General features: G+C 63.2%; 16 protein-coding genes. 7 read left to right on the forward strand and 9 right to left on the reverse strand.

Going from position 1 to position 15,692, the window contains the following annotated elements:
* The first annotated feature begins 122 nt into the window (after positions 1 to 122).
* Positions 123 to 1,514 (forward strand): adenylate/guanylate cyclase domain-containing protein, encoded by a 1,392-nt coding sequence (locus RA20_RS15780; RefSeq protein WP_039130796.1) that lies wholly within the window; start codon positions 123 to 125, stop codon positions 1,512 to 1,514.
* Positions 1,515 to 1,517: 3 nt separating this feature from the next.
* Here the strand turns inward: RA20_RS15780 and RA20_RS15785 are convergent, their stop codons facing one another.
* A complete protein-coding gene (locus tag RA20_RS15785) occupies positions 1,518 to 2,651 on the reverse strand; it encodes an alkane 1-monooxygenase (RefSeq protein ID WP_039130799.1) in 1,134 nt (377 codons plus the stop codon).
* An 85-nt stretch (positions 2,652 to 2,736) separates the two neighbouring features.
* On the reverse strand, positions 2,737 to 3,801 hold the full coding sequence (gene mutY / locus RA20_RS15790; protein ID WP_039130801.1) for an A/G-specific adenine glycosylase: 1,065 nt from the start codon (positions 3,799 to 3,801) through the stop codon (positions 2,737 to 2,739).
* Between the two features lie 84 nt (positions 3,802 to 3,885).
* Between mutY and RA20_RS15795 the strand changes: the two genes are divergently transcribed.
* The gene (locus tag RA20_RS15795) at positions 3,886 to 4,413 is read left to right on the forward strand and encodes a DUF721 domain-containing protein (protein ID WP_039130804.1); all 528 of its coding nucleotides are present in this window, start codon (positions 3,886 to 3,888) and stop codon (positions 4,411 to 4,413) included.
* Positions 4,410 to 5,081 carry a DsbA family protein gene (locus RA20_RS15800; RefSeq protein WP_039130806.1) on the forward strand — a complete coding sequence of 224 codons (672 nt, stop codon included), beginning with the start codon at positions 4,410 to 4,412 and terminating at the stop codon, positions 5,079 to 5,081. Before RA20_RS15795 ends, RA20_RS15800 begins: the two co-directional genes overlap by 4 nt.
* Before the next feature lie 80 nt (positions 5,082 to 5,161).
* Here the strand turns inward: RA20_RS15800 and lpxK are convergent, their stop codons facing one another.
* From lpxK to RA20_RS15830, 6 genes are all read right to left on the reverse strand, one after another.
* Entirely contained in the window at positions 5,162 to 6,163 is a 1,002-nt protein-coding gene (lpxK, locus tag RA20_RS15805) for a tetraacyldisaccharide 4'-kinase (RefSeq protein WP_039130808.1), read from the reverse strand.
* Positions 6,150 to 7,343 (reverse strand): 3-deoxy-D-manno-octulosonic acid transferase, encoded by a 1,194-nt coding sequence (locus tag RA20_RS15810; RefSeq protein WP_039130812.1) that lies wholly within the window; start codon positions 7,341 to 7,343, stop codon positions 6,150 to 6,152. The genes lpxK and RA20_RS15810 overlap by 14 nt, the downstream gene beginning before the upstream one ends.
* Positions 7,344 to 7,456: 113 nt before the next feature.
* On the reverse strand, positions 7,457 to 8,260 hold the full coding sequence (locus tag RA20_RS15815; RefSeq protein ID WP_039130814.1) for an inositol monophosphatase family protein: 804 nt from the start codon (positions 8,258 to 8,260) through the stop codon (positions 7,457 to 7,459).
* On the reverse strand, positions 8,247 to 9,593 hold the full coding sequence (locus tag RA20_RS15820) for a TldD/PmbA family protein (protein WP_039130817.1): 1,347 nt from the start codon (positions 9,591 to 9,593) through the stop codon (positions 8,247 to 8,249). Before RA20_RS15820 ends, RA20_RS15815 begins: the two co-directional genes overlap by 14 nt.
* Before the next feature lie 122 nt (positions 9,594 to 9,715).
* Positions 9,716 to 11,245 carry a DUF2125 domain-containing protein gene (locus RA20_RS15825; protein WP_039130819.1) on the reverse strand — a complete coding sequence of 510 codons (1,530 nt, stop codon included), beginning with the start codon at positions 11,243 to 11,245 and terminating at the stop codon, positions 9,716 to 9,718.
* 120 nt (positions 11,246 to 11,365) lie between these two features.
* The gene (locus RA20_RS15830; RefSeq protein ID WP_039130822.1) at positions 11,366 to 12,889 is read right to left on the reverse strand and encodes a DUF2125 domain-containing protein; all 1,524 of its coding nucleotides are present in this window, start codon (positions 12,887 to 12,889) and stop codon (positions 11,366 to 11,368) included.
* A gap of 135 nt (positions 12,890 to 13,024) precedes the next feature.
* On the opposite strand from RA20_RS15830, the gene RA20_RS15835 reads away from it, so the two are divergent.
* From RA20_RS15835 to RA20_RS15845, 3 genes are read left to right on the forward strand one after another with little or no spacing between them, the layout of a single operon-like run.
* On the forward strand, positions 13,025 to 13,774 hold the full coding sequence (locus RA20_RS15835; protein WP_039130824.1) for an SDR family oxidoreductase: 750 nt from the start codon (positions 13,025 to 13,027) through the stop codon (positions 13,772 to 13,774).
* Positions 13,771 to 14,382 carry an enoyl-CoA hydratase/isomerase family protein gene (locus RA20_RS15840; RefSeq protein WP_039130826.1) on the forward strand — a complete coding sequence of 204 codons (612 nt, stop codon included), beginning with the start codon at positions 13,771 to 13,773 and terminating at the stop codon, positions 14,380 to 14,382. Before RA20_RS15835 ends, RA20_RS15840 begins: the two co-directional genes overlap by 4 nt.
* Entirely contained in the window at positions 14,379 to 15,065 is a 687-nt protein-coding gene (locus RA20_RS15845; RefSeq protein ID WP_039130830.1) for a VOC family protein, read from the forward strand. Before RA20_RS15840 ends, RA20_RS15845 begins: the two co-directional genes overlap by 4 nt.
* 57 nt (positions 15,066 to 15,122) lie before the next feature.
* On the opposite strand, the gene RA20_RS15850 is transcribed toward RA20_RS15845, so the two are convergent.
* Positions 15,123 to 15,416, reverse strand: coding sequence for an HNH endonuclease (locus tag RA20_RS15850; RefSeq protein ID WP_039130832.1), 294 nt, complete (start codon positions 15,414 to 15,416; stop codon positions 15,123 to 15,125).
* A gap of 68 nt (positions 15,417 to 15,484) precedes the next feature.
* Between RA20_RS15850 and RA20_RS15855 the strand changes: the two genes are divergently transcribed.
* Positions 15,485 to 15,692 (forward strand): NAD(P)/FAD-dependent oxidoreductase (locus tag RA20_RS15855; protein WP_039130828.1); only part of this gene is annotated, 208 nt, incomplete at its 3' end.

The following is a 15,692-nucleotide window of genomic DNA, read 5'->3' on the forward strand; positions in this document are numbered from 1 at the left end:
CCCCGCCTGTAGAAGGCGGGGTTTTTTGCGCATTTATGCCAGGATGCGCTATTCCCTGAGTGCGGCAGCGCCACTATCTGCAAAGGGAAACCGCGGCTGCCACTGGCAGGAAGGGATCATGCATGACCGAGACAGCACTTGCACCGGGCCAGCGCGCTTCAGCGGACGTGCGGAACGGCAGCCAGAAACAGGCCAGCGAGGCGGGAATCCGCTTTGCCGAAGCCGCACTGGAGGCGCACAAGCGGCGCGGGCTGCAGCTGGCGGTGCGGGCGCGCTGGATCGCGATGCCGGTCATCGGCGTGTTCATCATCTTTCTGAACCCGTCCTGGAATGTTCTTTATTACCACGCGATTCTTGCGCTGTTGTGCCTCAACGGCTGGTTCATCGGCCGTGCGGGCAAGATCGGGCGGTCCAAGCTGGAGCTGTTCCTGATCTTTCTCGATCTGTTGATCATGACCTTTGCTCTGATTGTGCCAAACCCCTTCGACAGCCGCGGCCTGCCGCTGCCCTTGCAGTACCGGTTTGACAACTTTCAGTATTTCTTTGTCATTCTTGCTGCCGGCACGATGGCCTATTCCTGGCGCACGGTGATTGCAATCGGCACCTGGACAGCGGCGATGTGGCTGGGCGCGCTGGGTGTGGCCTGGTGGGTTACCGATCCGGTGCCCGGTCTTTCGGACGCGGTGAATGCAGCGCTTGGCTTTAATCCGGACCTGATGGAATTCTTCGATCCGAACAGCTTCATCGTGAAGCTCCGGGTACAGGAGGCGGTGGTCTTTGTCCTGGTGGCGGTGACACTGGGGTTCTCGGTGCGCCGTTTCAACGGGCTGCTGATGAGCAACGCCAGCCTCGAGCGCGAGCGGGCCAACCTGTCGCGGTATTTTTCCCCCAATGTCGTGGACCAGCTATCGCAGAATGACGAGCCGCTGAAGCAGGTGCGCAGCGAGAACGTAGCGGTTCTGTTTATCGATATCGTCGGCTTTACCCGGCTGTCGGCCGAGCAGGACCCGCATGATGTCATTGATCTGCTGCGCGAGTTTCATGGCCGGATGGAGCGCGAGGTGTTCCGCCATCACGGCACGCTGGACAAGTATCTGGGTGACGGGCTGATGGCGACTTTCGGCACGCCTGTCGCTGGCGAACAGGACGCCACCAACGCGCTGGCTTGCGCCCAGGCGATGCAAGCCTCGCTGGCGAAATGGAATACGGAACGCGCCCGCCGCGGCCTGCCGGAGATCCGTGCTGGCATCGGGATTCACTATGGCGAGGCGCTGCTGGGCGACATCGGCGCCAACCGGCTGGAGTATGCGGTGCTGGGCATGGCGGTGAACATCGCCTCGCGGCTGGAAAAGCTGACCCGCCCGCTGGAGGCTCGCATTGCCGTCAGCGAAGCCCTGGCTGACCAGGTGCGCGCGGAACGCGCTGGTGCGGATCTGCTGGAAGGCGCGGCCCGGCACCCGGGTCAGGAGGTGCGCGGGCTGGATACGCCGATGACGGTGCTTGCTTGGGGGTAAGGCTCAGCGCGGCTGCGGGTTCAGCGCCTTGTTGTAGGGGTGCCAATCGGTGATTTCCGGGTAATAGGCCTGCCGCCAGCGCCGCACCCGCGGGTTCATCACCCGGCGCCACAAAGGCGGGATCATCGCGGCAACCGTCATCACCGGGTAGCCGTAGGGAAGCTGTGGGGCGTCCGCCTCGGTATAGTTCTGCAGCAGCGGAAACCGGCGGTTGGGCTTGTAGTGGTGGTCGGAATGCCGCTGCAGATTGATCAGCAGCCAATTTGACGCCTTATGCGCCGCGTTCCAGGAATGGCGCGGCTGCACCGGCTCATACTTGCCCTCGCCCAGATGTTTGCGGGTCAGCCCGTAGTGTTCCACGTAATTGACCAGCTCCAGCTGCCAGATGGCGACGCCGGCCTGCACCAGGAACAGCAGCACGCCTGTCATGCCTCCCAGCAGCAGCGCCAGCAGCAGCATAGCGCCTTGCAGCGCCCAATAGCGGAAGAAAGGGTTCGTGAGGTCCGTCCATGGGCGGTTTTTCTTGGCCAGCTTCTCCTTCTCCGCCCGGAAGGCAGAGTGCCAGCATTGCCGCAGCACCCGCGGGTAGAAACGGTGGAAGCCCTCGTTATAGCGCGCCGTCACCGGATCGCGCGGAGTGCCGACATAGCGGTGATGCACCAGCAGGTGTTCAGAGCGGAAGTGCGAGTAAAGCACCATGGCCAGCAGAATATCCCCCAGCCAGCGCTCGGCCCGGCTGGATTGGTGCATCAGCTCATGGCTGTAGTTGATTCCAACGGCACCGGTGATAACGCCAACCCCAAAGAACACGGCGAACTTCTCAAAACCGTTCAGGTGGTCTGCGCCGCTTACGTACCAGATCAGCGTAAACAGCGTCACGAACTGCAGCGGCACCCAGGCGGCGGTCAGCAGCTTGTACCATTTCAGCTCGCTGTCAGGGGTTTCGGGGTCGGCGTTTTCCAGGTTGAGGCCGAACATCCCGTCCAGCACTGCAAACAGATGCCAGGTCACCAGCGGCGGCAGGATCAGGGCCCAGCCGCCCTGCAGCGCGGCAATCCACGCCAGCGGCAGCAGCAGGAAGGACATCCAGAACGGCAGGGCGCTTTGCCAGCGGGCAAGGGTTTCGGGGGCAATCATGCCTGTGTCTCCCAAATCAGTCAGCGCGCGTTTGCGCCGACCCTATGCCCTAACGCTTAAAAACCCAATAGGAGCGCGGGGGCAGTCAGCTGCCTTTGCAAAGATCGAAGGCCTTGCGCATCACTGTGGGCAGGCTGGAGGGCCGGAAGCTGTGGCGCGGGATCAGCTCCTGGTCTTCAGCCGGATTGAATCCTGCGGGCAGCTCAGCGGTCCTGACCTGCAGAATGAGGTGGAAATGGGTGAAGGTATGGCGGACTTCGCCGCCCAGATCCTGCCAGTCGGCCTCAAACGGCGGGTTCGGAACCGGGTTGTCATTCCACTCCGAACCGGGCCAGCCGAGCATGCCGCCCAAGAGTCCCTTGTCCGGGCGGCGTTCCAGCAGCCAGGTCCCTTCTGCCGATTCTGCCAGGTAAACGATGCCGTGCCGCGTCGGCTTTGGCTTTTTCGGCGTCTTCTTAGGCAGTTCTGCGGCTGTCCCCGCGACCCGCGCCGCGCAGGGATCGCGCCAGGGGCAAATACCGCAGGCAGGGTTCCGGGGCGTGCAGATGGTGGCGCCCAGGTCCATCACTGCCTGAGCATAATCGCCGGGGCGCTGTGCCGGGGTCAGTTCTGCTGCGCACTCTTTGAGCACGGGTTTCACACCCGGCAGCGGTTCGTGGATGTCGTGGATGCGTGCCATCACCCGTTCGACATTGCCGTCCAGCACCGTCTCAGGCCGGTCAAAGGCGATCGAGGAAATGGCGGCGGCGGTATAGGGGCCGATGCCGGGCAGTTTCAGCAGGCCGTCATAGGTGCCGGGGAAGCTGCCGCTGAAGTCTTCGGCAACAACGCGGGCGCATTTCAGCAGGTTGCGGGCGCGGGCGTAGTAGCCAAGGCCGGCCCATTCGCTCATTACGTCGGCGTCTTCCGCGGCGGCGAGGTCCAGAACCGTTGGCCAGCGGCTGGTAAAGCGCAGGAAATACTCCTTCACGGCGGCCACAGTGGTCTGCTGCAGCATCACCTCGCTGAGCCAGACCTTATAGGGATCGGGGCGCGCGCCGGCCGTTCGCTCCGCCGGGCCGACCCGCCAGGGCATAGCGCGGGCATGCACGTCGTACCAGGCAAGCAAGTCTCCGCTCATCGCGGCGGAATGGCTGTTCAAGTCACGCATTCGTTATTCCTTGGCTTGCTGTTAGGCTGGCGCCTGTACCCGGGCTCTTTACAATAGGGTACGCAGTCGAGCAAAAGCTAGATCATGGCATTCAGGCGAAGCACCACACGCGGGTTCTCCCGGACCTCCAAGCTCCTCAGCGAGCAGATCCGCAAGGCGGGGGAAAGCCGGGGATTCGCGGTATCGCGCCTGCTCACCCATTGGGAAGAGATCGCCGGGCCGGATATCGCCGCAATGGCGCGGCCGGTGAATGTGGGTTACGGGCGCGGCTCCTTTGGCGCCACGCTGACGGTGCTGACGACCGGGGCCAATGCGCCCATGCTCGAAATGCAAAAGGAACGCCTGCGCGAGCGGGTGAATGCGGTCTATGGCTTCAACGCCATCTCCAAGGTGCGGATCACGCAAACGGCACCGACGGGATTTTCCGATGGCCGCGTGGAATTCAAGTATGCCCCCAAAGTGCAAGCTCCGCTTCAGCCAGACCCGCAGGATGCTGCGGAGGCCAGCAAGGCAGCGGAAGGGGTGGAAAACGACGATTTGCGCGCCGCCCTGGAGCGTCTGGGGCGCAATGTGCTGACAAAACAGAAAACGCAAGGAAAGGGGTTCAAATGACCCGTCTCATGTCTGGTGTCTTTGCCGCGGTTGCGGTTGTTGCGGGCGGTTATGCCCTCTCAGGCTTCAACAGCCAGAGCAATCTGCCGCAGAACCCGCTGGTCGGCGCCGCCTTTGCGCAGGAAGCCGAAGTGGACACCTCCACCATCACCGAGATGACCCTGGGCGCCGAGGATGCGCCGGTCACACTGATTGAATACGCTTCCTACACCTGCCCGCATTGCGCGAACTTCCACAACAACACCTTCAAGCAGCTGAAGGCGGATTACATCGACACCGGCAAGGTGAAGTTCATCTACCGCGAGGTCTATTTCGACCGCTACGGCCTGTGGGCGTCGATGATCGCGCGCTGCGGCGGCACCGATAAGTTCTTTGGCATCTCCGACCTGATCTACAAAGGCCAGTCGGATTGGGCACGGGCTGGCGATGCCTCGGCAATTGTTGACGAGCTTCGCAAGATCGGCCGCCTGGCCGGCATCGAGAACGAACAGCTGGAAGCCTGCCTGCAGGACGGCACCAAGGCGCAGACCCTGGTGACCTGGTATCAGGAAAACGCCACCGAGCATGGCATCGAATCTACCCCATCGTTCATCCTGAACGGCGAGAAGGTTTCCAACCAGTCTTATGCGGACTTCAGGAAACTGCTGGACGCTGAGCTGGAAGGCTGAACAGAATAACCGTCAGTCGAAGAGCCCGGGCCGAATGCCCCGGGCTCTTTTTTGTTCTGCATTTCAGATGCCGAGCAGGATCACGGCGCAGGGGCGGTTTTCTTCAGCAGCTCTTTCAACGCGTCATCCCCGGCAATCTGCAATCTCACTGGCAGGGTGATCACTTTCGGGCGGAAGCTGTCGGGCAGGCGGACGGCGTCTTTCTCGGTGGTAACCAGCTGGGCATTCAGCAGTTTTGACTCGTTTTCCAGCCGGCTCAGCAGCGCGCCGGTCAACGGCTGGTGATCGTCCAGCGCCTCGGCCCGGGCGATGTCGGCGCCAAGGCTGCGCAGAGTGTTGAAGAACTTTTGCGGATGGCCGATGCCGGCAAAGGCCAGAACCTTTGTGCCGTTCCAGGGCATGCCGGTCTGCAGCGGCTCCACTGCACCGGTGAAATGAGGCAGCCCCTGCAGCTGATTGCCCCAGGCAGAGGCAAACGCTTTCTGCGCCGGTTCAGATCCTAGCGACAGCACGGCATCGGCCCGTTTAAGACCGGTAGCAACAGGTTCCCGCAAGGGGCCGGCGGGAAGGCAGCGGCCGTTGCCGAACCCCTGCTGCGCGTCCACTACGATCAATGACAGATCCTTGGCCACAGCCGGGTTCTGGAAACCATCATCCAGCACAATCACCGTGGCGCCGTCTTCCGCTGCGGCGCACGCGCCGGCCGCGCGGTCCTTGGCCACCCAGACCTCGGCAAAGGCCGCCAGCAGAAGCGGCTCGTCCCCGGTCTGCGCGGCCTTGTGCTGTCCGGGGATGACCTGCACCGGCCCTTCCAGAGTGCCGCCGTAGCCGCGGGTCACCACATGCGGCTCGTGGCCCAGGTTGCGCAGGGTTTCCAGCAGCCAGATCACGGTAGGCGTCTTGCCGGTGCCGCCGGCGTTCAGGTTGCCGACGCAGATCACCGGCACCCCGGGCGCCGCCGGGCTGCCCTTGGCCAGCCGCGAGGCTGTTGCACGGCCATAGGCCCAGCCCAATGGCGCCAGCAAAGCCGCCCGCAGATCAAAGGAACCGGGCGGCTTGTGCCAGAAATCAGGTGCCCGCATTTGTGTCCTCGCGCTGGTCCAGCAGAGCCTGAACCTTGTCCAATAGTTTATCGGTGGTGGCCGCGCTTTCGGTGACGCTCTGCCAGCCGGCCAGGGCCATCTCAGCCGCCTTGTCGGGTGCGGAGAGGGCGACAACCGCGTCGGCCATGTCGGTTTGGGCGCGCACTGGCTGCGCAGCGCCGGCTTTGGCCAGCCGCTCATAAAGCTCACGGTGGGCATGGATGCCGGGGCCGTGCAGCAGGGCAGAGCCCAGGGCAGCGGCATCCAGCGGCGACTGCCCCTGAGCGGCCGGGTCCAGGCTGCTGGCGATCAGAGCAACGGGAGACAGCCGGTACCAAAGCCCCAGATCCTCGCCGCTGGTGAGCAGCACCTGGCACAGGTCTTCAGGCTCGCCGCCGTTTTCCCAATCGGCAAAGGGCAGGCCGCTGTCCTGCAGCAGCTTGGCAGCGGCGTCCAGATCCTGCGGATCGTCCAGCGCAATGACCAGAAGCAGCCGGTGCAGCAGCCGCAAAGCCGCCCGGTGGGTTTCGAGGATCTGCGGCAGTTCGCTGAGTTTGGCATGGGCAGCCAGCCAGACCGGGCGGCTTCCCAAGACCTGCTGCATGGATGCCAGTTCGTCGTCATTGCAGCCAGGCGGGATGGCTGAAACCCGCAGTTTTGCCGCCAGCTCCACCCGCCCGGCCGGGAAGCCGGCCCGGATCAGCCGTGCTTGCACCGCCTTGGACGGGGTCAGAATGCAAGTCAGCCCGTCCAGCAGGCGCTTGCGCTGGTCCGGCAGCCAGCGGCTGGCGCGGTTCGGGACTTCATTTTCCAGCAAGTCGGCCAGCAGCACGCCGGTTTTCCGCTCCCGCAGCTGCTTCAGCATGACCCGGCGTGAGGGTGTGCCGGTCCAGATGCAGGCATCAGGCTGCCAGTGGTTCAGAAAATCGCGGGCCTCAGTTGCTGTATCGTCGGGCAGAGGGCCGATCGGAATGTCGCAGCCGACCGTGCCGGTCAGCCGCAAGCCGGGCTCCCAGCTGGCCAGCACCGAGAGGTCCGGGCGCAGGCTTTTCAGGCGGCGGCCAATGTCGCAAAGCGCCAGGTAGCGTTCAGGCGTGGTCGCGTGCACCCACAGCAGCTCGCCTTTGGGGCGGGGCTGCAGCACGGAGGAGCGGCTGGGAGCTGTGGGTCGCCGTTGCATCTGGTTCGATCTGAATTTTCCGGCCCAAGGTATCTGCAACATGCGGGGTTGTCTGTGAAAACTTTACGTCTGGCTGTGGCGGAACTGCTGAGGCGGCTTAAGACCGGGCTTACCTAATGTCCAGCAATGCCGGGACTGTCCGGGTCCAGCCGTGCCATCAGCGCCTGATGCAAGGCGCCGCTGCCGGCGACCACACCATTCAGCCGCGGATGCGGATTGTTGAAGCGTAATGCGCTGCCGGTTCTGTCAGTGATTGCGCCGCCGGCCTCGCGGATCAGCAGATCGCCGGCCGCAATATCCCACTCCCAGCTGGGCCGCAGTGTCAGCATGGCGCCAAAGCGGCCGTCTGCCACTTTGGCCAGGCGGTAAGCCAATGACGGCCGGTAGCTGCGGATGAACTCCGGCGGGGTGCCGTCCAGCCAGTGATGGGCCTGCAAGTTGGGTTTGGCGGCCAGCACCTCGGTGCTGGCAAGCTCGTTTGCCTTGGACACCTGGATTGGAGCACCGTTGCAGGCGGCGCCCTGGCCCTTGGCAGCGGTGAACATCAACCCGCGCTGCGGCAGGTAGATCACCGCCGCAGTTACCTCGCCTTGTTCCGCGACCGCAAAGGAATGCGCCCAGGTGCGGGAACCCTCGGCAAAGCTGCGGGTGCCATCGATCGGGTCGAGGATGAACACCCGGTCGCAGGACAGGCGTGCTTCGCTGTCTTCAGACTCCTCAGACAGCCAGCCGTAACCGGGCCGCGCCTTGGGCAGCATGTCTTCCAGCATGGCATTCACGGCCAGATCCGCCTCGGTCACCGGGCCGGCACCGCCAGGCTTGTCCCAACGCTTGGCCTCGGGGCCCGTGTAGCGGCATGCGATGTCTCCGGCTTGTTCCGCCGCTTTCACAAGCAGGGAAAGATCAGTTGCCGGCAAGTGTCATTCCTTCGATCAGCAGCGACGGCACCACGGTCGACAGGTGCTGGCGGGCGTCATTTGCAGGCACGATCCGGCGCAGCATATCGTGCAGGTTGCCGGCGATGGTGCATTCGTTGACCGGATAGGCGATCTCGCCGTTTTCCACCCAGAAGCCCGAGGCCCCGCGGGAATAATCGCCCGTGTTCGGGTTGATCGTGGAGCCGATCATCGAGGTGACCAGGAGGCCGGTGCCCATCTGCGCAATCAGGTCTTCGCGGCTTGCTTCGCCTTGGGTCAGCGCAATGTTCCACGTGGAAGGAGAGGGCACGCCGCCGATACCGCGGGCGGCGTTGCCGGTGCTTTCCAGCCCCAGCTTGCGGGCCGAGGCGAGGTCCAGAGTCCAGCCGGTCAGCACGCCGTTATCAACCACGGTGCGCTTGCGGGTCGCCAGCCCCTCGCCGTCAAACGGGCGTGAGCCGGAAATGCGCGGGCGGTGCGGATCCTCAACCACCGAGAGCGCCACAGGCAGCACCTGCTGGCCCAGCGAATCTTTCAGCCAGGAGGAGCCCCGCGCAATGGCTGCGCCATTGGCTGCAGAGAGCAAGTGGCCGATCAGCGAAGAGGAGATGCGTTCGTCGAACAGCACCGGAAAACTGCCGGTCTTGGGTTTGCGGGCGCCAAGCCGGGCCACCGCGCGCTCGCCGGCAGTGCGGCCGATGTCATCGGCGCTGCGCAGGTCGGATTGAAAGGTGCGCGAGTCGCCGTCGTGGTCGCGTTCCATGCCTGTGCCGGTGCCTGCGATGCCGGTGCAGGACAGCGATCTGCCGGTGCGCTGATACCCGCCGGAGAAGCCGTTGGTTGCCGCCAGATGCACCACATGGCGGCCATAGCCAGCGCCGGCCGACTGCACCTGGGTGATGCCATCGACCGCCTGGCAGGCAGCCTCGGCAGCCAGAGCGTCAGCCTGCAGCGCGGCTGGTTCCGGCTCGCCGCTTGGGTCTTCCAGCTCCAGGGCTGCCAGATCCCAGCCCTGCGCCAGCTGCGACGGATCGGCGAGGCCGGTGTAGGGGTCTTCGGGCGCTTCCTTGGCCATGGCAACAGCGCGTTCAGCCATCGCTTCGATGGTCTCGGGGCGCATGTCGGAGGAAGAGACCAGCGCCTGGCGCTTTCCCACAAACACTCGCAGGCCCAGGTCGGTGCCCTCGGAACGCTCCGCATGCTCCAGCTTGCCCTCGCGCACTTCGATGCTGAGGGAACTGCCTTCGGCAGCCATGGCATCGGCGGCATCTGCGCCGGCCTTGCGGGCGGCATCAATCAGGGCGTGGCAAAGCGCTTCGGGGGACTGGGTCATGGGCACCTTCTGTTCTGCTCCCTTTCAGAGCTATCCAGACAAAGGCCCTGCCGCAAGGGCGGGCCGCAAAAAAGGGGCCGCCGATGGCAGCCCCTTCGCACAACCTGTCCGGAATTTGACGGTTATTTTATGCGCTGGCCATTGGCGAGGATCTGGCCGTCCTCAGAGACTTCAATCTTCGAGCTCAGGCTGTCCTCACCTTCGCCGGGTACGGCAAACATGCCCATCATCATCCGCGCGCCCATGGCATCGCTGTCGGTGATCAGGCCCATCTGGATCAGCTTATCAATCAGCCCGTTGGCGCCTGTCAGTTGGAAACTGGCTTCGCCAGACGGGGCCGGGAAGCCGCCGAAGCTCTCCAGATCACCATTGTTGAATGCGAAGTCTCCGGTGCCGGTCAGCTTGGCGCCTGCCGCGGAAAGCTCAAGATCTGTCATAGTGAGCGCGTTCAGCTCCAGCGGCTGCTCGCCCGGCTTCATCGCCATCAGGGCGGCAAAGTCCAGCAGGTTTTGCAGCAACGTGGTTTCGCCTTTGAAAGAGGCTGCAACGGTTGCGGGATCCCGCGGCAGTACTGCGGCAGGATCGAACAGCCCCCAGATGCCATCGTCCAGCGACAAGCCGCCCAGGCGGAATTGCAGCGAGAACTCCTGCGGTGCGGTGTCCTGTGCCACAGGAGCTGCCATGCTGGCTTGCCAGGTTTCTAAGGCCACTGCTATGGGCAGCGGCAGCTGACCAGGCATTTGAATTTTGACTTCAATGCCATCAATTTGCTGATCCATGGAAACGCCACCTGTCCCGGCCGAGGCGCTGGCCTGGGTCGCGCCATAAGACATGGATTGAGTCATGACTCCGTTGCCGCCTGGCAAAGTGGCTTCTGTCGCGGAAGCGCCGGCAGCTGAAACCGATTGAAGGTTGAATTTCAACCCGTCTGCCATGGCTTGACTCAAATTCAAAATGGACATGCCGCCCCGCGGCAAGGTGGCTTGGAATTCCGTTTCCAGATCGGCCATGCTTGCTTCGGTGGTTTGCTTGCCGCCCAGAGCATCCTGGACCTTTGTTGTATAGCTGAGCGAACCGATGCTGCGTTGAACCGACAAGTCTATGGTGTCGCCTGTGATAATCCTGAAGGCGCCGGAATCTCCGGTTCCGGTTGCGTGAATCTCCATGCTGGCTATGCCGCTGTTTTCAATGCTTGAAAAATCAAGCCCCTGCACCTCAGCAGTGGATTCTGCGACTTTGAAGTCGAAAATGACATCCCCCGGACTGCCGGACGCCGTTGTTTCTGCGCCGTGGTATCGGATCAGCAACTCACCCGATACAGCGGCGCCGGTTTTGGGCGTAAAGGTGAAGGCATAACTATCAGCCTCATTCACATGCACGGTTACGGTTCCGTCGGAATTGTTGGTGAGCCGCTGCTCCGGAAGAGACACCTCCGCGGTTACGGATTCCTGCGGCAGAACAATGCGAACCTGCCCGTTTTTGATGACGGTCTGGTTTCCGTCCGTCTGCAGGTCCCCCGTCAGTTCCGCGCCAATAGCATCTGCCAAAGCCTGGTAGCTGTCCCAGATATCGGCAGATGTAATGTCGGCTAACGCGGGAGCGCCGGCAAAAAGCAGCAGCGCTGCGGCGGAGGCGGAATTTTTGAAGCTCATGTGGTTCCTGTGAAATCAGCTTGCGGGTGTGCCCGCTATTTGAATGGCTGATGCGGGGGAAGTGCAACAGAAAAGGCCGCTGCAGGGATGCAGCGGCCTTTATCATGCATCATCTCAGGCTTACTTGATGCGCTGGCCGTTGGCGTGAATCTGGCCATCCTCGGAGATTGCGATTGTCGAGGTCAGCGTGTCCTCGCCTTCGCCCGGCACTGCCAGCATGCCCATCATCATCCGCGCACCCATGGCGTCGCTGTCGGACATCAGGCCCATGCCGATCAGCTTGTCGATCAGCGCGTTGGCACCGGTCAGTTTCAAGTTGGCCTCGCCCGAAGGTGCCGGCATGCCGTCAAAGCTGACCAGGTCCTCATTGTTGAAGGTGAAATCGCCGGTGCCGGTCAGCTCGGCGCCCGCGGCAGAGACCTGCAGCTGCTTCACTGTCAGCGCATTCAGCTCGCCCGGCTGCTCGTCGCCCATTTCCACAGCCATCATGGCTTCGGGGTCAAAGAGGTCGAACAGCACCTTGCCCTTGCCGGCCAGGTCCAGGATCACGGTGGCCGGGTCATGCGGCAGCTGGCCGGTCGGGTCGACCATGCCCCAGAGCATTTCCGGAACCGCGAAGTCGCGCAGGGTGATGCCCAGGGCAAAATCCTGTTCCTCGTCGGATTTCGCCAGCGGCATCATCATCTTGAAGCCGGTTTCAGCCATGCTCAGCGCCAGCGGGAAGGGGATTTCCGAGCCGGAGATGTTCACTGTGGTGCCGGTTTGCGAGACATCGTAGGTCAGGTTCTGCTTGTTCATCGCAACCGCGATCGAGCCGCCCTGGGAACTGCTTTCCATCGCAAAGCTGTCGCTGCCGTCGACGCCGGAGACCGCTCCGTTGCCGCTGGCAAATGTGAAGGTGCCGTCAAAGGCAAAGCCGGCTTCCAGCAGCGCTTGCATATCGGGCCCTTCGAGACCGGTGGGCACGGTGCTGGTGCCGCTGAAGTTCAGGCCCTGCAGGGCGCCCTTGAAGGACCCGGTATCGTTGCTTTCGGGATCGTTGAAGCCCATGTCGTAGCTGAGGCTGGACGCGGTCAGCGTCTGCGAATAATTGCGCGCCTCCGCGACCGTCATGTCGGTCTGCGTGGCAACGTCGTTCATGGTGATCTGAACTTTTGCCACATCCGCCGGGATCGCCTCGCCATCGGCGGTCAGCCCGTCCAGGGTCATGGTGACCTTGGAGGAGGAATAGCCGTAGCTCATGTTTTCGGCGTCACCGGACACGGTCATCGGGGTGCCGTCATGGGCATAGATCAGCTTGCCCGAGAAGCTCTCGCCGTCGCCGGAAAACTCAAACCCCATCGGGAACTCGGCGGGCAGCAGCACGTTGACGGTGCCATCGCCGTTTTCCACAAACTGGATTTCCGGGAAGCTTACGGTGCCGGAGCCGTCTTCTTCGGGGATTGGCATGACCATCGACACATCGGACACCGTCAGGGTGCTGCCGGACACGGATTCATTGCCGGAAACGGTGTAGCCGGTGCTTGTCAGATAGGCTTTCCAGTCGGCCCAGACATCCTGGGCGCTAAGGTCGGCCAGGGCACCTTGGGCGGAAATAACAACAACAGCCGCGGCGGCACCGCCGCGAGCAAAAAATACGGACATAAGAGAACCTTTCCCTGTAAGCGAATTGAATACATGGTCTGCCCCGCGGGCTATGCCGTCAAGGGGGCCTTGGGCTGGACCGTTCCCCCTAACCGCATTACCACATGGGTTATCAGTCACTTGGAGGGACGGCGGATGGATTTCAACGGAAAAACAGTTGCAATTACAGGGGCCAGCCGCGGCATCGGTGCGGATGCCGCCCGGATTTTTGCCGCCGCCGGGGCCAATTTGGCCTTGCTGGCAAGGAGCGCGGACGCCCTGGAGGCGCTGGCGAAAGAGATCGGCGGAAATGTGCTGATCTTCGCGTGCGACGTCTCGGATTACGCGGCTGTCGAGGCGGCCCTGGCCAAAGCGCATCAGGAATTCGGCAGTTTGGACATCCTGATCAACAATGCCGGGGTGATCGAACCGATTGCCCGCCTGTCTGAAGCGCAGCCGGATGACTGGGGCAAGCTGATCGATATCAACCTAAAAGGGGTGTTCAACGGCATGCGTGCCGCGCTGCCGCTGATGAAGCCCGCTGGCGGCGGCACCATCATTACCGTGAGTTCCGGCGCGGCGCACCGGCCGCTGGAGGGCTGGAGCGCCTATTGTTCCTCCAAGGCGGGCGCGGCGATGCTGACTTCTGCCCTGGATCTGGAGGAGCGCGGCAATGGCATCCGCGCTATGGGCCTGTCGCCGGGAACCGTGGCCACGCAGATGCAGCGGGAGATCAAGGCCAGCGGCATCAACCCGGTGAGCGAGCTGGAGTGGGAGGACCATATTCCCGCCGAATGGCCCGCGCGGACACTCATGTGGATGTGCACCGCTGATGCGGACGGCTATGTCGGCCAGGAGGTCTCATTGCGCGAGGACAGCATCCGCCAGCGGGTGGGGCTGGTATGATCGGGCTGGAGATTGCGGAAAACGGCCTTTGGACCGTCACCATCAACCGCCCGGACAAGGCCAATTCGCTAACCGGGGCGATGCTGACAGAACTGGCGGACATTGCCGAGCGCGCGCAGGAGGCCCGCGGGCTGATTCTGACCGGCTCGGGCAAGGTGTTCAGCGCCGGGGCTGATCTGGATGAAGCACGTGCAGGGCTGGCGACGTCCCCGGTGTGGGAGCGGCTGTCGAATGCGCTGGCGGCAGTGCCTTGCCTGAAAGTGGCGGCGCTGAACGGCACTTTGGCAGGCGGCGCCAACGGCATGGCTCTGGCCTGCGACATCCGGATTGCGGTGCCCTCGGCCAAGTGCTTTTATCCGGTCATGAAGCTTGGCTACCTGCCGCAGCCCTCGGATGCGAAACGGCTGGCAGCGCTGATCGGGCCTGCGCGCACCAAAATGGTCCTGGCGGCGGGCCAGAAAATCACCGCGCAAGAAGCCTATGACTACGGGTTGGTTGACCGGATCGTGGAACCGGAAGCGCTGATGGAAACCGCTCAAGATCTGCTGGCACATTCGCTGGAGGCCAAGCCGGAAATTGCGGCCGGTATCCTGGAGATGTGTCGGTGAAACGGCTGTCCGGAGTCCGCCTGCAGGTGAAAGACCCAGAGCGGCTGGCTGGTTTCTATGCCGATGTGCTCGGTATGGAGGCACGGGCCGAGGGTGATGCTTGGCGCGCGGGTTATGCGGGAGAGGATGCGGATCTGATCCTGCTGCCTGGCGGCACTCAGGCTGCGCATTCCCGTGACGAGCGCTATTGGAAGATTGGCATCTGCCTGCCCGATCTCGATACCGCCTGCGAGCATTTGCGGCAGAAGGGGGTTGAGGTCTCAGCCCCGCATCAGTTCCGCGATATCGGTTATATGGCGCATCTGCATGATCCTGAGGGGTTTTCCATTGAACTGCTGCAGCATGATTTCCTGGGCAGCCGGCAGGATGGCGCCGGCGATCCCGCGCTGCCGCTGGGCGGCGGGGCGCATGTCGGGCAGGTTACCTTGCGGACAGGGGATATCGCTGCCGAGCTTGCCGCCCATGCGGATATGAAGCTGCTGTCGGTGCAGGATGTCTCCGAATTCGGGTTCGATCTGCACTTTCTGGCCTACACAAATGAGACGCCGCCGGACCCGGACTTGCAGGCTGTGGCAAACCGCGAATGGCTGTGGCGCCGCCCCTATACCACGCTGGAATTCCAGCATATTGCGGGGGCAGCGCTGCGGGACAGCCCGGCGTTTCGGGGGCTGGAGATCAGCTGACCAAAACTGATCCGTCCCACCCGGCGCTGTCCTAGACGTAGTGCTGATTGGTTTGCTTCACCGTTTGCGGCGTTTGCCGGGTACGCGGGAGCGGAATTCCGGCGGACGCTTCTGCACCCAGGCGATGAACTTGGCCAGCCGCGGATGGGCTTTCAGCGCTTCCGGCGTGCTGAAATCGCGGGCCAGTTCCGCCTCGGTCAGCGTGGCATGGATCTCGCGGTGGCAAATGTCATGCAGCAGAACCACCGGCCCGCCCTTGCCTCCTTTCAGTTTTGGGATCAGATGGTGCAGGCTTTGCGGAACCCCGTCCGGAATGGGGCGGCCGCAAAGCGGGCAGATCGGATCGGACATGCGCGGGCCTCTTTTGGTTTGGTGCAGTGAATAGACACGCTGGCGGCTGGCGCTGGCAAGGGGATGGCATGGCAGAGGCATGGGACGCAGTGGTGATCGGCGCAGGCCCTGCCGGGCTGATGGCTACCGAAGAACTGGGCCGCGCTGGGCACCGCGTTCTGGTGCTGGATGCCAAGCCGTCGGTTGCCCGCAAATTCCTGATGGCTGGCAAGTCCGGGCTGAACCTGACCAAGGATGAGCCGTTTGAACAGCTGATCACGCAGTATGGCGGGGGGG

This window comes from Leisingera sp. ANG-Vp (assembly GCF_000813725.1).
In the GTDB taxonomy this organism is placed as follows: Bacteria; Pseudomonadota; Alphaproteobacteria; order Rhodobacterales; family Rhodobacteraceae; genus Leisingera.

Excerpts from the sequence above, each read along its gene's own strand:
- RA20_RS15780 (WP_039130796.1), top strand. The coding sequence starts at position 123 with ATGACCGAGACAGCACTTGCACCGGGCCAGCGCGCTTCAGCGGACGTG.
- RA20_RS15785 (WP_039130799.1), bottom strand. The coding sequence starts at position 2,651 with ATGATTGCCCCCGAAACCCTTGCCCGCTGGCAAAGCGCCCTGCCGTTC.
- mutY (WP_039130801.1), bottom strand. The coding sequence starts at position 3,801 with ATGCGTGACTTGAACAGCCATTCCGCCGCGATGAGCGGAGACTTGCTT.
- RA20_RS15795 (WP_039130804.1), top strand. The coding sequence starts at position 3,886 with ATGGCATTCAGGCGAAGCACCACACGCGGGTTCTCCCGGACCTCCAAG.
- RA20_RS15800 (WP_039130806.1), top strand. The coding sequence starts at position 4,410 with ATGACCCGTCTCATGTCTGGTGTCTTTGCCGCGGTTGCGGTTGTTGCG.
- lpxK (WP_039130808.1), bottom strand. The coding sequence starts at position 6,163 with ATGCGGGCACCTGATTTCTGGCACAAGCCGCCCGGTTCCTTTGATCTG.
- RA20_RS15810 (WP_039130812.1), bottom strand. The coding sequence starts at position 7,343 with ATGCAACGGCGACCCACAGCTCCCAGCCGCTCCTCCGTGCTGCAGCCC.
- RA20_RS15820 (WP_039130817.1), bottom strand. The coding sequence starts at position 9,593 with ATGACCCAGTCCCCCGAAGCGCTTTGCCACGCCCTGATTGATGCCGCC.
- RA20_RS15825 (WP_039130819.1), bottom strand. The coding sequence starts at position 11,245 with ATGAGCTTCAAAAATTCCGCCTCCGCCGCAGCGCTGCTGCTTTTTGCC.
- RA20_RS15830 (WP_039130822.1), bottom strand. The coding sequence starts at position 12,889 with ATGTCCGTATTTTTTGCTCGCGGCGGTGCCGCCGCGGCTGTTGTTGTT.
- RA20_RS15835 (WP_039130824.1), top strand. The coding sequence starts at position 13,025 with ATGGATTTCAACGGAAAAACAGTTGCAATTACAGGGGCCAGCCGCGGC.
- RA20_RS15840 (WP_039130826.1), top strand. The coding sequence starts at position 13,771 with ATGATCGGGCTGGAGATTGCGGAAAACGGCCTTTGGACCGTCACCATC.
- RA20_RS15850 (WP_039130832.1), bottom strand. The coding sequence starts at position 15,416 with ATGTCCGATCCGATCTGCCCGCTTTGCGGCCGCCCCATTCCGGACGGG.